A 15,460-nucleotide genomic window follows, 5' to 3' on the forward strand; every position below is an offset into this window, starting at 1 on the left:
AATTTCCTCCTTCTTACCTATTACTCGTGTCTAGGATCGATGCATCTAGCTGCATCTGCAACACGTCCATACTGTCCCTTAGCCTTCTCAAGAGCTGTGTTAGCATCATCACCAGCCTTGATGAAGTCCATCATCTTACCAAAGTTAACGTATTTATATCCGATGATCTCATCATTCTCATCAAGAGCAACATCTGTGATGTAACCATCTGTAAGCTCGAGGTAACGAGGTCCCTTCTCAAGTGTACCGTATGTTGTACCAACCATTGAACGGTTACCCTTACCAAGATCCTCAAGACCAGCGCCGATCTGAAGTCCATCCTCAGAGAATGCAGACTGTGTACGTCCATAAACGATCTGAAGGAAGAGCTCTCTCATAGCTGTGTTGATAGCATCACAAACAAGGTCTGTGTTAAGAGCTTCGAGAACTGTAAGTCCTGGAAGAATCTCAGCTGCCATAGCTGCTGAATGTGTCATACCAGAGCATCCGATAGTCTCAACGAGTGCCTCCTGAATGATACCTTCCTTAACGTTAAGTGAAAGCTTACAGCAACCCTGCTGAGGAGCACACCAGCCAATACCATGTGTATAGCCTGAAATGTCCTTAATTTCTTTTGACTTTACCCATTTAGCCTCTTCAGGAATGGGAGCAGCGCCATGATGTACCCCTTGTGTTACGGGACACATATTTTTTACCTCTGTTGAGTAAATCATGTGAAAAATCTCCTTTCGTATTGTAAAGTAACTTTCATTACTTACTACCTATTAGATGACCGCATGCCTTATGATATGCCACATGCAATCAAAGATGGCTCTTACATGTCAGTTTATATGCCGACCGTAGAACACCATTTTTATTTTTGCACAAATTCTCTAGTTTTTCAATGGTTTTTGATATTTTTTTAACATCCCATTTTCAGCATATTTTTTTCCAATAAATAGCATGGCTACGGGACAGAAAACAAGGAGTGCAATCCTTTAGATCGCACTCCCTGGCATAGTTTATAGATATTTAATATTAGTTCTTAACGATCATCTTACCACCACGCTTAGATACAACGTCGAAGATAACAGCTGCAAGAAGAACGACACCCTTTACAACCTTCTGCATGTTGGCATCAACACCCATAAGAGACATACCAAGGTTGATAACACCCATAAGAACCGCACCAACGATAACCCCCGGAACTGTACCGATTCCACCGTAAGCAGATGCTCCACCGATGAAACACGAACCGATAGCATCCATCTCGTAGTTCTGACCATATGTTGGCTGAGCTGATGTAAGTCTTGCTATTGTAACCATTCCTGCAAGTGCTGCAAGGAATCCCATGTTTGTGTAAGCAAGGAAGTATACCTTGTTTGTATCGATACCAGAAAGCTTTGTAGCCTTCTCATTACCACCTACTGCGTAGAAATAACGACCAGTTGTTGTATTGCTTGTAATGTAACCATAGATGATTACTACGATGAGTACCCAGATAAGAACTGTAGGAATACCCTTATGCTGAGCAAGCTTATAAGCAAAAGCAAGAAGTGCTGCAGCAATGAGGATCATTTTACCAAGAAATGCCCATAATGGTTCTACATCATAGTGGCTGTCCACTTTCTTTTTACGGCTGAATAAGCTAAGTGAAACAATGGCAACTGCTCCAAGGATTCCACCAAAGAGACATGTAAGGTTAAGGCTTCCATTTCCAAAGAAGTCAGGAATATAACAATCTGCACCGCCACCAAAGAGGTTAACAAATGATGTCTTATCCTTGATTGATACTGTAAGACCGCCGAGTACTACATTTGAAAGACCTCTGAAAGCAAGCATTCCAGCCAGTGTTACGATGAAAGGTGGAATTCTTACGAATGCGATCCAGAAGCCCTGGAAAGCACCAATTGCTGTTCCGATAAGAACCATAGAGAGGATTGAAAGCCACACAGGAACATTTAGGTTAACCATGAGTGTCGCACCAACCGCACCTACGAAACAAACAACTGATCCAACTGAAAGATCGATGTTACCACCAGTTAAGATACAGAGCAGCATACCTGTTGCCAGGATAAATACATATGCATTCTGCGAAATCAGGTTACTTACATTCATTGGCAGAAGGATTGCTCCACCTGTCTGCCATGAGAAGAATCCCAATACTATGAGAAGCACTATGATCATAGTGTTCTTTTTCAAAAATCCAAATACTTTGTCCTTATTCATGTTTCTCCTCCTTAACATCGGCAGATCTTAAGATGCAAGCCATAATCTTCTCCTGTGTTGCATCCTTGGCATCCATTTCCCCTACCATCTTGCCTTCGTTCATAACATATATTCTGTCGCACATTCCCAGGATCTCTGGCATTTCAGATGAAATCATGATAACGGCTTTTCCCTCTGCTACCAGCTGGTTAATAATGCAGTAAATCTCATACTTGGCACCGACGTCGATACCTCTTGTGGGCTCATCCAGTATAAGAATATCCGGATTAGCAAACATCCACTTTGCAAGAAGAACCTTCTGCTGATTACCACCACTAAGGTTTCCAACATTCTGTTCTACTGTAGGACACTTGGTTTTAAGCTTTTCCTTATACTCTACCGCTACTGAATACTCCTTGTGCTTATCAATTACACTCCTGTTGCTGACATCATCAAGATTAGCAAGAGTTGTATTTATCTTGATAGGATTTGAAAGAATAAGTCCATTTCCTTTTCTGTCCTCAGTAACGTATGCAAGTCCATGTTTGATGGCTGTATTTACGTTCTTAAGGTCAACAGGTTCCCCATTTATAAGGATCTGTCCAGAAATATTTTCTCCATAGCTCTTTCCAAAGATACTCATTGCAAGCTCTGTTCTGCCTGCTCCCATAAGTCCTGAAATACCAAGAACTTCACCTTTTCTTACATTGATATTTACGTTATCAACAACTTTTCTATCTTTGTGAAGAGGATGATATACATTCCAGTCCTTAACTTCCAGCATAACATCGCCGATATGAGGTTCTCTCTTAGGGAATCGATCTGAAATTTCTCGACCAACCATACCCTTGATGATGCGGCTCTCAGAGAAATCATCTACGCCCTTAGTAAGAGTTTCTATAGTAGAACCATCTCTTATTACCGTGATCTTATCCGCAACGTAGGATACCTCGTTGAGCTTATGAGAAATAATAATAGATGTAAGATTTCTTTCTGCTTTAAGTCTAAGGAGCAGATCCAAAAGAGCTTTAGAATCTGTCTCATTAAGTGATGATGTAGGCTCATCCAGGATAAGAAGCTTGGCATCCTTTGAAAGAGCCTTAGCTATTTCAACAAGCTGCTGCTTACCAACACCAAGATCTTTGATAAGCGCCTGTGTGCTTTCATGAAGACCTACTATATCCAAGAACTTTCTAGCAAGTTCGTTAGTTTCATTCCAATTAATTCTAAACTTTGTTCCTCTCTCATTTCCAAGGAACATATTCTCCGCAATTGTCATATACGGAATAAGAGCCAGCTCCTGATGAATGATAACAATACCCTTTTCTTCACTATCCTTGATAGCATTGAACTGGCATACTTTTGAATCATATATAATGTCGCCTTCGTATGAACCAAATGGATATACTCCACTTAGTACATTCATGAGTGTAGACTTACCAGCGCCGTTCTCTCCAACCAGCGCATGAATTTCACCTTCTGCCACTTGCAAATTTACATTGTCAAGTGCCTTAACCCCAGGAAAGGTCTTGGTGATATTCTTCATTTCCAATAATATCTTTTCCACCTTTGCCCCTCCTCCTTTCTTTCAAAGTAAAGGCGGGCTTTTTAGTTCCCGCCTTATATTTCTTGAGTTCTATACGGATTGCTCCGCTTCGCTTTCGCAATCCTACATACATTCGGAATCCGCTAATTTGCAAGCAAATTGCTACTTCCTCATGTATGTTCGCATCCCGAGGTCAAAATGTCATTTGTGCAAGCACATGACATTTCGACTTCTGTCTGCTATATCACTCACTTCAGCTGATCCTCTGTGTAGTAACCAGAATCAATAAGGAGTGTCTTGTAGTTGTTAACATCAGCGAATACAGGCTCGCAAAGGTATGAAGGAATAACGCCTGTGCCGTTGTCATATGTTGATGTATCGTTTACAGGAGCCTCTGTTCCCTTCATGATAGCGTCAACCATCTCAACTGTCTTAGCTGCAAGATCACGAGTATCCTTGAAGATAGACATTGACTGCTTGCCAGCGATCATGTTCTTAACGTTTGCGATATCGCAGTCCTGACCTGTGATGATTGGCCAGTCGCCTGTGTAGTTAGCTTCAAGAGAGTTTGTAACACCAAGTGCTGTTGAGTCGTTTGAGCAAAGAACTGCATCAAGCTTTGTTCCATCAGCATAGTTAGCAGAAATAATAGCATCCATTCTTGACTGAGCATTCTCTGTTGACCAGTTAGCTGTAGCAACGTTATCGAAGTCAACCTGACCAGACTTAACTACGAGCTTACCATTGTCGATGTATGGCTTAAGGACATCGATAGCACCACCATAGAAGAATCTAGCGTTGTTGTCACCAGGGTCACCTGTGAAGATCTCAAGGTTGAAAGGACCAGCTGCGTTGTCGAGATCAAGCTGCTGCTTGATGTATTCGCCCTGCTTTGTTCCAACCATGTAGTTATCGAATGTTGCATAGTAAGAAACAGCGTCTGAATTCATGATAAGACGGTCATAAGCAATAACCTTAATTCCAGCTTCCTTAGCCTGTGCAAGAACTGTTCCAAGTGAATCACCATCGATAGAAGCAATTACGAGAACCTTCGCTCCTGAACTGATCATGTTCTCAATCTGAGAAACCTGAGTAGCAATATCATTAGAAGCATACTGAAGGTCTACATCATAGCCAGCTGCCTTGAGCTGTTTCTCCATGTTAGCTCCGTCCTGATTCCATCTCTGAAGATCCTTTGTAGGCATAGCAACACCGACTTTACCATTTCCGCCGCCTGAGCTAGCAGGAGCTCCACTACCGCATCCAACAAGAAGTGATGCTGCCATAGCAGCAGCGAGCATTACACTAAATAACTTTTTCTTCATTTCTTTTCCTCCGTCTAGATTTACTATATGTTTATAGTTTTTTTATAGTTCAGCATCGCTCATGCCTCCCTACAGTTAACACCTTATCATAAAAAAACAAGCACTAACTTGCGATGTTAAGCAAATTTTTATGGTTGGTTAATAATAAAAAACAGTAGTGCTAGCATTATTTTGCTAGTACTACTGCTTTGAGACAATTTTGTGCTATAACGATTAAGATTCTGTAAATTTACGATGACTATTTTTGATAATCATTTCCCAGGAACATTGAGATATACATCTTCCTCCAAATGGAAGCCGCTCTTAATTATCACCTCATCCATATTGTCAGCACTGACGCTTACTGTTTCTATCTTGAGATATGGAACAATCTTCTTGCCATCATCATATTCATCAATGTCATCTACAGGAAGCTCTTCTCCACTTACCATGGCAACTGCTGCCTCTGCTGCCGTTCTGGCCAGCTTCTCAATAGGCTTATACACCGTCATGAGCTGTGTTCCTTCTACTATCCTCTGACACGCCTCAAGATCTGCATCCTGTCCCGAAACAAGCTTTTTACCTGCAAGTCTCTTTTCTGAAAGAGCATATACCACTCTGCTGGCAAGATCATCATTGCCACACATTATGGCATCAGCTTCTTCTATGAGTTCTGTATTGCTATATACATAATCGCCTGCTGCCTCTGCCTTCCAACCGTCTGCATAATATATGTCCAGAACCTCATTGTCATTTTCTTCCATGACTCTTGTAAAACCATCACGAACCATAGGCACGTTGTTGTCCGTAAGAGGGCCACATATCATTACAACCTTGCCGCCCTTAAGTCCACTTTTCACAAATGCCTCTCCCATCATTTCTCCAACCATTTCATTGTCAAAAGAAATATAGAGGTCTGCTCCGGCATTGGTAATTGGTCTGTCATAGGCAATGACCTTTATTCCTTCATCCTGAGCTTTTTTGACTGAATCAACTATCTTTTCCGGGTCGATACTAATAATGACAATAATATCCATACCCTTCTTGATAAAGTATTCTATCTGTTCTTTTTGCTTGAGCGGATCTCCATTAGCATTCTGGACATTGACTTCAGCCCCAAGCTCCTTGGCTGTGGATACAAATACATCCCTATCCCTCTGCCATCTCTCTATAACAAAAGAGTCAAAGCACATACCTATCTGTATTTTGTCAGTTTTTTCTTTATTACTGCTATCAGTCTCCATTGCTGGCGCACTACATCCACTGCATGTACACAAGAATGCTGCAATGAGAAGACTAGTGATAACCCTTAGAATATAAAACCTTCTCTTTCCCATAAACCCTGCCCCGTTTTAGAACCTGTCTTTATACTCAGTTGGTGTAACTCCCACGTTTTTCTTAAAGCTGCGGCTAAAATAGTTAGGATCGGAATAGCCACAGGATACGCATATCTCCTTGATAGAAAGATTAGAATTCTCAAGAAGATTCTTGGCCTTATCTATTCTGATGTTTGTGAGATACTCAATAAAGTTAAGACCACTCTCCTCCTTGAATATCTTACTGAAATAATAAGGGGAGATATTAACTACCTTTGATACGTCATCTAAGGAAATGTCCTTATCAAAATGCGCATCTATATAATCCTTGGCGGTCTTTATTATATTGCCTGACCTCTCCTGTCTCTTACTGATTACATCACTGCAGGCTGTAATTACCTTGGCTATAAACCACTCTTTTATCTGCGAAGGGCTATCAAGTGCCATTATCTCAGGCAGGTAGTTGTTTCTACTGGAATACCTGTAGGTCTGTCCGCCGTTTTGGTATGCGATGTGCTCAGCATAAAGAGAAAACTCAAGTACCTTAAGCCTCATAGACATAAGGTCACCGTCCATAGCTTTTTTACACATCCAGTCAGCATACTGCTCAGCAATCACCCTTGTTTCATTAAGATCGCCTTTGCTGACAGCTTCGAACAGAGGCTTCTCCAGTGCCTTGGGATATCCATCTTCATAGTCACAGTTGATTGTAAGGTCATCCGCATGAGCTACAGAACCAGTAGTTGCTATAAGGGCATTTAGTGCTTCCTTGTAGGAATCGCCCAGCTCCTTAAGAGGCTTAACTCCGCCAATACCTACTCTGAAGCTTATGTCTGTCTTTTTCCTGAGATACCTTGCCATCTCTCTTGCTCTGTCAATCAGCTCTGATCTTGCTGAGAGCTCCATCTGTGGATCCTTTTGCGGAATAAGGACAGCAATCTTGTTGGCCATTACGTTACCAATCTTACAGTTAAAAAAGTTTTTGACACCCTCTCGTATCTCCTGATACTTGCCAGATATCTTGACGGAACTACCAATGGCATTAGTCATATGATTACCCTCCTGGGAGTCTCCACATACTATAGCCATCATATAGCCATAGCTTTCATCGATTCCCAGAATAGTCCTGTAGTTCTCAATATCTTCCTCAAAATGCTCCTGCAAAAGGATGTCATAAATAAGACCGTTTTCGATGATTGGCTCAACAGTCTCAAGCTTCTCCTTAATAAGAAGCTCATTGCTGCGCTTTTCTCTATCAGAATCAATCTGCTCCATGGCCTTTTTAAGTACGCTGACAACCTTGGTCTTATCCATGGGCTTGGTGATATACTCAAGAACGCCAAGCTTAATAGCTTCCTTGGCATAGTCAAATTTGTCATATGCAGACATTACGATAAATACAGTGTTACTACTAAACCTCTGCATTTCTCTTATGGCATCAATTCCGTTGATGCCAGGCATATGAATATCTACTATTGCTATATCAGGTCTGAAGGTCTCAGCAAGCTCTATCATCTTGCGTCCTGTCTTGGCGAATTCCACCTGACACAGATCTCCAAACTCTTTTTCTATTATGAACTTGGTAGAATCTATTACGATTCCCTCATCATCAGCAAGCATTACTCTGTACATACATTACTTCTCCTCAAGAGGAAGGCTTAATTTGATCTCACATCCCTTATCCTCGCCGTCACTCTTAATATTGATAACATCGTCCCTTCCTGCAAAAAGACGAAGTCTTGAAATGACATTATCCATTCCAATGCCATTATTATCATATCTGCTCTCATCAGGATTTCTGGTCCCTGAGAGAATCTCTTCTATGGTCTTACTATCCATTCCCTTACCGTTATCAATAACGCTTATGCACAGCCTGTCATCTTCCCTGTAGACCTTAAGAAGGATCCTGCCTTCTCCTGCCATCTCTCTGATACCATGATTAACAGCATTCTCAACTATAGGCTGCAGTATCATGCTCGGCATTTCATGCTCAAGGAGCCTTTCATCAACCTGCTTGTCATAGCCTATGTCTCCAGAAAATCTTACATTCAGAATGCGAATATAGTTATCTACAAGGGTAACCTCTTCACGAACCTTAACTGTATCCTCACGGTTTTTGACATTATACCTGAAGAAATCAGCAACAGTCTGAACATACTCATAGGTTCTGTCTGCCCCCTCCATCATAGCAAGCTGAGCGCCTGCATTAAGGGTGTTAAAAAGAAAATGCGGATTGATCTGGGCCTTTAGATACTTAAGCTGAGCATCCTTAAGGTGAGCTTCCATAGTCAGCTCTTTTTCCTGCATGTCTTTTTCTTTTTCCAGGCTCTCACGAAGCTTTTCAATATAATCCTTGATACTGATGACCATCTTATTAAAGGCTCCAATAACTATTCCAACCTCGTCATTGTAATGAGCTGTTGGAAGAACGATATCGAAATTACCATCAGCCACTTCGTCAGCAGAATCAGACAACTTTTTAAGTGGCATGATCATGGTCTTAACAAACTTAGTGATAATGATTACATTACCTATCATTACCAGGAATGTAACAGCAACAGCAACTACCTCAAAATATCTGAACGCCGTGATGAGTGTGCTGAAGTTCTCTGAGTTTGATACAAAGAGCTCAAGGTTAAGACTGGTAAGATATGCCTTTATATCCTTGTAGAGCTCAGTTGATTTCTCGTAATATGCACGGTATTTTTCTACATTTCGGCCGCGCTTGGTATCAATTGTCTGCTCAACCTCACTTAAGTAATTACCAGTCATGTACTTGATGTTCCTCTCCATTCTGTTGTAGGAGAGGTCTGTTATCTTATCATCAAGGTCACCTGCAAGATTAGAAAGTCTCTGAGCACTGATATAGTAGTTCTCAAGAGAATCACTGGTCTTGGAGCTAAGGTAAAGAGTCATTGAATCCTGAACCTCATCAAGAGCCTTAGTCAGCTCGTTAAGTGCCCTGTTGTCCTGATAAACCATGTCCATGTCATTGGACATACTATTTATTCCCAGTAAAAGAAAAAGATTAACCACGAAGATGATCATGTTCGCAAAGACACATACACTTATGATCTTGGTCTGGAGGGAGCTGTTTAATAGTTTATTCATCCTGCTCCTCCTTTTTTTTGAAGTCACCAACGTTTTCCTTGTTTATAAGTGTGATGTCTGCAGTGTAATATTCACTTGTATTTCCAAATTCATAGTAGTCCATAAGAGCCTGAACGCTGTAGGTTCCAAGCTGATCAGTATCAATGGCTACCGTTGCATAGATAACTCCTCTGTCGATAGCCTTTATAATTTCTTCTGAGTCGTAGTAGCCAAGGACATTAACGTCTCCAACCATGTTGTAATCTACAACTGCCTGATAAGCGCAGACAGTATTAAGCTCATTTAGAGCTACGATTACATCCGGAACCTCTTCCTGCATGAAGATATCTCTGATGGATTCCTCTACAGCAAAGGCGTTGGTGTTATCTACAGTAACGATAGAAACCTCAAACTCAGAGTCTGTTGCATTTTCCTGCCTGATAGTATCCTGCATGGAAGAAATGATAATGTTCTGACCTGCATCAAGAGTATCTGCATTTGCAAGAACAGCAATCTGTATTTGGGTTCTGTCTCCTATAGTCTCTGATTCAAGTAATTCCTGTCTTCTGTTATCTTTGATGATATTGACTATCTGTTTGCCATAGAGCTTACCGACACTATAGCCGCCGACACCTACAAAGCTCAGCCTGTCAGAGTGCGTGCTATCCCCGTACAGGGTGACTACAGGGATACCATTTTTAACCGCTTCATCTATGAGATTGGTCATGGAAACTGCCTCGCTGGCATAGACAATTATCCCATCTACTTTGGAAGCTATAGCCATTCGCATAAGCTCCTCACAGGAATAATCCCCCGAAAGATTCTCTCCCAACAAATCCACATAAATACCATGTTCTTTGGCTGTCTCAAGAGCCGATCTGTATACTGACTGCCAGAAATCCGACTTATAATTGTCAGTTATCATCACATAGTACTGATCGTACTCGTTTCCTTCGGCTCTTCTTGTTATCCCCGCCCTGTAGAACCTGAAGTAAAAAGAACCGGCTATAAGCGTAATTACCACAAAGAAAAGCGTAAATAAAAGCGTCAGGTATTGTCTGTTTATTCTCTTTTGATAAATATCAACATTACTTTTTTTCATATGCTCCATTTTATCAAATAGGCCACTATATACAAAAGTGGATTATCTTGTCATTTCATCTCCAATGACAAAAAAATCCACTTGGTAATACTATATGCATTTGGAAGTTTTACTGCTCCTTACACTTGGTAAGAGCTACAGTTCCAGTGCGGGCAATCTCAACGATGCTGACACTTTTTAGCATTTCTATAAAGAGCTCTATACGCTCTGAGGTATCGCATATCTGGATCATCATAAGGTTCTTGGACATGTCAACGATCTGGGCATGCATGATCTCGCAGTTCTCCATGATGTCGCGGCGATTTTCCTTGTTATATTTGACCTTGATGAGCATGAGCTCTCTGTTGATAGACATGCTCTCCTTGAAGGTCTTAACTTTGATGACATCTATTTTCTTGTTGAGCTGTTTCTCAATCTGCTCAATAGTACGCTCATCTCCGCTGGAAACAATGGTCATGGCAGATATTCCCTTATCGGCAGTCTCACCAACAACAAGGGAATCGATATTGAAATTCCTTCTAGAGAAAAGACCTGCTACCTTCGAAAGTACACCGGCTCTATTCTCAACTAAAACTGAATAAATTCTACGCATGCTACTCCAATCCAGTTTTCTATATGCTCGCATGAATATACATATTCAATCAGTAGTTCTAAACGCTTCGACAAGCCAAATCATTGGATTTGTCTTGCCTACACAGAACTAATTCATTCATATGTATATCCATTGTTCGCATTAGAAAACTTCACTGAATCATATATCTGTCTGGAACTATATGCAGATCAATACTTCACAAGTTCCATTGGGTCTACTCGAACTTCCAAAAGACCTGCATTGTCATCAGAAAGGAACTTTTTAAGCTTGGCTTCTATATCATCCTCACCTGTAATTTTATCGTAATTCATCTCATAGGCTGCGGCGATAAGGGAAAGGTCTGGATCACCCTTAAGCTCTACCATGCTGTAGTTATCGTCATAAGCATAGTGCTGATGCTCTCTTACCATGCCAAGGAAACCATTCTTCATAACAATTATCTTGATGTTGATTCCGTACTGTCTCATGGTGGCAAGCTCCATCATGGACATCTGGAAGGCTCCATCTCCAATAACTGCAAGGACCTGTTTATCAGGAGCTGCGAGCTTGGCTCCCATCGCAGCCGGGATAGAATAGCCCATAGTTCCCATACCACCTGATGTAAGGAATCTTCCATCCTTAACCTTGTAATATGCACAGGACCACATCTGATTCTGACCTACGTCAGCTACATAGATAGCATCATCCTTAACAGCAGCTGAGAGCTTGATCATGAAATCTTTGGGCTCTACATAATCATCATCTCTTGGTGTTCTGTCTGATGCCATTTCTTTCTTGTAAGTGTTAAGCGTATCAAGCCACTCGCTGTGATCATCCGCATGCTCATCCTGTTCAAGGAAATCCTGAAAAATATTCTTGATATCTCCAACAAGAGGAATTGTAGGTCCAACGTTTTTACCAATCTCAGCAGGGTCTACATCTATATGTACCATTACCTTATTCTCTGTAATAAGGTCTGGTCTGTTAACCGCTCTGTCAGCAACTCGCGCTCCTACCATGAGAAGAAGATCTGACTCATTCATCGCTCTGTTAGCAAATGGCTGTCCGTTATTACCTACCATTCCAAAGAAAAGTGGATGATCAGAAGGCATTACGCCAATTCCCATCATAGTTGTAACAACAGGAACACTATTGAGCTCAGCAAACTTCCTTATCTCCGTCGTAGCCTGGCTAAGGTGTACACCGCCGCCTACGCAGATAATAGGACGCTTTGCATTCTCAACTTCCTTGATAACCTTTTTGATCTGAGCCATATTACCTTTAACAGTAGGCTTATAGCTTCTCATGGAGATTGACTCAGGATATGAGAATTTATCTTTAAACTCATCATTCTGAATATCGAAAGGAATATCGATAAGTACTGGTCCTCTTCTTCCTGTACTTGCAATATAGAAAGCTTCCTTGAAGATTCTGGGAAGGTCATTAACATCTCTTACAAGATAGCTGTACTTAACAAAAGACTCTACAGCTCCAGTAATATCAGCCTCCTGGAAAACATCACTTCCGATCATGTCACTGTTGACCTGACCTGTGATTGCTACAATAGGAATACTGTCGGCATAAGCTGTTGCAATACCTGTAATAAGGTTAGTAGCACCTGGGCCTGATGTAACAGCACAGACACCCACTCCTCCACTGATTCTTGCATATCCGCTGGCAAGATGAGCAGCATTCTGCTCTGTGCGCACAAGGACTCTTTTGATCTTAGAATCCAGTATCTTATTCCAAAATGGATCTATGGCAACACCTGAATATCCGAAAATAACCTTAGTGTTCTCTTTTTCAAGACATTTAACGATTACTTCTGCACCTGTCATAGGAGCCTCCAACTTAGCTTTTTCTCTTTTGTTCTATTATTACTCTATACCAAGAATGTTCTTAACAACTCTTACTGCATCTGCAGCATCTGATGAATAACCATCTGCACCGATCTCATCAGCGTAGTCCTGTGTAACTACTGCCCCGCCAATGATGATCTTGGCATCAAGGTTCTCAGCATGCGCCAGATCTACCACATTCTTCATCTCTTTCATAGTTGTAGTCATAAGAGCTGAAAGAGCAATGATCTTGGCATCATTTTCCTTGGCAGCCTTGATTATCTCTTCCCTTGGAACATCCTTACCAAGGTCGATAACGTTAAAGCCGTAGTTCTTGAGCATCAGCGCCACAAGATTCTTACCAATGTCATGAATGTCACCATGAACCGTAGCTATAACAATTGAAGGAAGCTTTTCTCCAGAATCTGCCCCCTCCTTTAAAAGAGGTTCAAGATATCCGATAGAGAGCTTCATCGCCTCAGCACCAGCAATGAGCTGAGGAAGGAAGTACTTACCCTTATCAAAAAGATCTCCTACTTCGTTGATAGCAGGCATCAGAACTTCATCCAGAATCTGTCTGGGAGAATTGCCCTCCTTAACAGCCTTCTCAGTGTCCTTGACTATTCCTCTCTTGTTACCTGTCAGTACATCTTTCTTAATTATATCAAGAATATTATCGTTTTCCAAAACAGGCTTTGACGCATTTGCATTAGTTCCTGCAGGGACAGCCTGATTCTGATCGGCATAACGCTCCATTCTGGTGATATATCTTACGTCTGCGCCCTCTTTTTTTCGAAGAAGGTCAGAAGCAAAGGCCGCATTGACCAGCATCTCCTGTGATGGGTTGGCAATTGCCATAGTAAGGCCTCTTGCTATAGCCATAGTCAGAAACGCTGTGTTTACGTTACTTCTCTGAGGAAGTCCAAAAGAAATATTGGAAAGTCCACAGATTGTAGCATAGCTGTTGTCATGACAGTACCCAATTGTATCAAGTGTGTTGAGAGCTGCATTAGGATCAGCACCTACAGTTGCTACAAGGCCGTCTACTACTATATCTTCCTTGTCCATGCCAAGTTCACAAGCCATAGCATAGATCTTATTAATGTTATCAATCTTCTCCTGACTGTCCTTAGGAAGGGCTTCAGCCAGTGGCAGCAGAATGAACATAGCGCCATATTTCTTGGCGAGTGGAAGGAACTTCTCAGCCTTACCCTTTTCAAGGGAAATAGAATTCATAAGTGCTCTTCCTGGGTATAGGCGAAGCGCAGCTTCCATTACATCTGCGCTACTTGTATCAATACAAAGTGGAAGGTCTGTGATAGACATTACTTCTTCCATAACCTTGAGCATCATCTCTTTTTCATCGATTCCGCTCATACCAACGTTGATATCAAGGATAGAAGCGCCCTCTTTTTCCTGATTGGCAGCAAAATCACATACCATATCAAGGTTGCCTTCTCTTAGCTGTTCCTGAAGCTTCTTCTTACCAGTAGGATTGATTCTCTCACCTACTATCATGAAGTTCTCATCAAGCCCAAAGGAAAGGCTCATTCTCTCAGAAGCAAGGTATCTTCTGCCGCAGATTTTCCTAGGTATAGGGTTACCTTCGCTATCTCTGATATCTAAAGGCTTAACATCGCCGTATTTATCTTTTATTCCCTTAATGTATTCAGGAGTTGTGCCACAGCAACCACCGATAATAGAAGCTCCGGCGTTAACAAGCTGTTCCATCTCCTTAACAAAAGTATCACAGTCCATGTCGTACTCAGTATTACCATTTTCATCAACAGATGGAAGTCCTGCGTTAGGCTTGGCAATAATAGGAATACTTGTAACCGCCGCCATATCACTGATAATGCTGACCATCTTGTCTGGACCTGTTGAGCAGTTAGCTCCAATAGCGCATGCGCCAAGAGCTTCCAGTGTGATAGCGCTTGATGCTGCGTCTGAGCCGTAAAGTGTTCTGCCATCAGCTTCAAAGGTAAGGGTTACCATAACAGCAAGGTCTGTTACTTCCTTGGCTGCAATAAGTGCTGCTCTGCACTCCTGAAGGCTCATCATAGTCTCAACTACGAGAAGATCACAGCCAGCAGCCTCTAATATCCTGATCTGCTGCTTGTAAACTTCGATAAGCTCCTCAAAATCTAGGTCACCGATTGGCTTTAACTGCCTGCCTGTCATGGTGATATCACCAGCTACAAGAGCTCCAGGCGCTGCTTCTTTGGTGAGCCTCACCAGCTCAGTATTGATCTCTTCTATTCTGTCTCCAAGACCATAATCTGCAAGCTTGATGCGATTTCCAGTAAAGGTAGGCGCATAGATAATGTCAGCTCCTGCCTCAGCATAGCTTCTCTGGAGATTAAGCATTACATCTTTATGCTCAAGGATCCAGTTCTCAGGACAGACGCCAGCAGGCATACCGGCTTTCATCAGGTTAGTGCCAGTAGCTCCATCAAGGAACAGTATTCTATTATTACTAAGTTTTAAAAACTCTTCTTTTGTCATT

Annotated in this window: 11 protein-coding genes; all 11 read right to left on the reverse strand. The window is 41.7% G+C overall.

All coding sequences use genetic code 11. The features are described 5' to 3' along the window. Window positions 1-20 precede the first annotated feature (20 nt). The 11 genes from IJI01_RS11010 to IJI01_RS11060 all read right to left on the reverse strand — a co-directional run bounded on the left by IJI01_RS11010 (window position 21) and on the right by IJI01_RS11060 (window position 15,459). Window positions 21-713, reverse strand: coding sequence for an iron-sulfur cluster assembly scaffold protein (locus tag IJI01_RS11010; RefSeq protein WP_292190118.1), 693 nt, complete (start codon window positions 711-713; stop codon window positions 21-23). 304 nt (window positions 714-1,017) lie between these two features. Continuing rightward, complete coding sequence (gene mmsB / locus IJI01_RS11015; protein WP_292190119.1) at window positions 1,018-2,208, reverse strand: multiple monosaccharide ABC transporter permease; 1,191 nt, start codon at window positions 2,206-2,208, stop codon at window positions 1,018-1,020. Continuing rightward, window positions 2,201-3,754, reverse strand: a complete 1,554-nt coding sequence (gene mmsA, locus IJI01_RS11020) for a multiple monosaccharide ABC transporter ATP-binding protein (protein ID WP_292190121.1) — start codon at window positions 3,752-3,754, stop codon at window positions 2,201-2,203. The genes mmsB and mmsA overlap by 8 nt, the downstream gene beginning before the upstream one ends. Window positions 3,755-3,981: 227 nt before the next feature. Further along, window positions 3,982-5,058: a multiple monosaccharide ABC transporter substrate-binding protein gene (gene chvE / locus IJI01_RS11025; RefSeq protein WP_292190123.1), complete on the reverse strand. Its 1,077-nt coding sequence runs from the start codon at window positions 5,056-5,058 to the stop codon at window positions 3,982-3,984. A 251-nt stretch (window positions 5,059-5,309) separates the two neighbouring features. Beyond that, window positions 5,310-6,374 (reverse strand): sugar ABC transporter substrate-binding protein, encoded by a 1,065-nt coding sequence (locus tag IJI01_RS11030; RefSeq protein WP_292190127.1) that lies wholly within the window; start codon window positions 6,372-6,374, stop codon window positions 5,310-5,312. Between the two features lie 15 nt (window positions 6,375-6,389). Further along, a complete protein-coding gene (locus IJI01_RS11035; protein WP_292190129.1) occupies window positions 6,390-7,985 on the reverse strand; it encodes a helix-turn-helix domain-containing protein in 1,596 nt (531 codons plus the stop codon). Window positions 7,986-7,988: 3 nt separating this feature from the next. Further along, complete coding sequence (locus tag IJI01_RS11040) at window positions 7,989-9,464, reverse strand: sensor histidine kinase (protein WP_292190132.1); 1,476 nt, start codon at window positions 9,462-9,464, stop codon at window positions 7,989-7,991. Next, window positions 9,457-10,545 (reverse strand): substrate-binding domain-containing protein, encoded by a 1,089-nt coding sequence (locus IJI01_RS11045; RefSeq protein WP_292190135.1) that lies wholly within the window; start codon window positions 10,543-10,545, stop codon window positions 9,457-9,459. Before IJI01_RS11045 ends, IJI01_RS11040 begins: the two co-directional genes overlap by 8 nt. A 109-nt stretch (window positions 10,546-10,654) precedes the next feature. After that, window positions 10,655-11,137, reverse strand: coding sequence for an acetolactate synthase small subunit (gene ilvN, locus IJI01_RS11050; protein WP_026488477.1), 483 nt, complete (start codon window positions 11,135-11,137; stop codon window positions 10,655-10,657). A gap of 188 nt (window positions 11,138-11,325) precedes the next feature. Further along, entirely contained in the window at window positions 11,326-12,954 is a 1,629-nt protein-coding gene (ilvB, locus tag IJI01_RS11055) for a biosynthetic-type acetolactate synthase large subunit (RefSeq protein WP_292190138.1), read from the reverse strand. A gap of 39 nt (window positions 12,955-12,993) precedes the next feature. After that, a complete protein-coding gene (locus tag IJI01_RS11060) occupies window positions 12,994-15,459 on the reverse strand; it encodes a homocysteine S-methyltransferase family protein (protein WP_292190140.1) in 2,466 nt (821 codons plus the stop codon). Between the last annotated feature and the right edge of the window lies 1 nt (window position 15,460).

The sequence above is a fragment of the Butyrivibrio sp. genome (genome assembly GCF_017433805.1).
Taxonomy (GTDB): domain Bacteria; phylum Bacillota; class Clostridia; order Lachnospirales; family Lachnospiraceae; genus Butyrivibrio.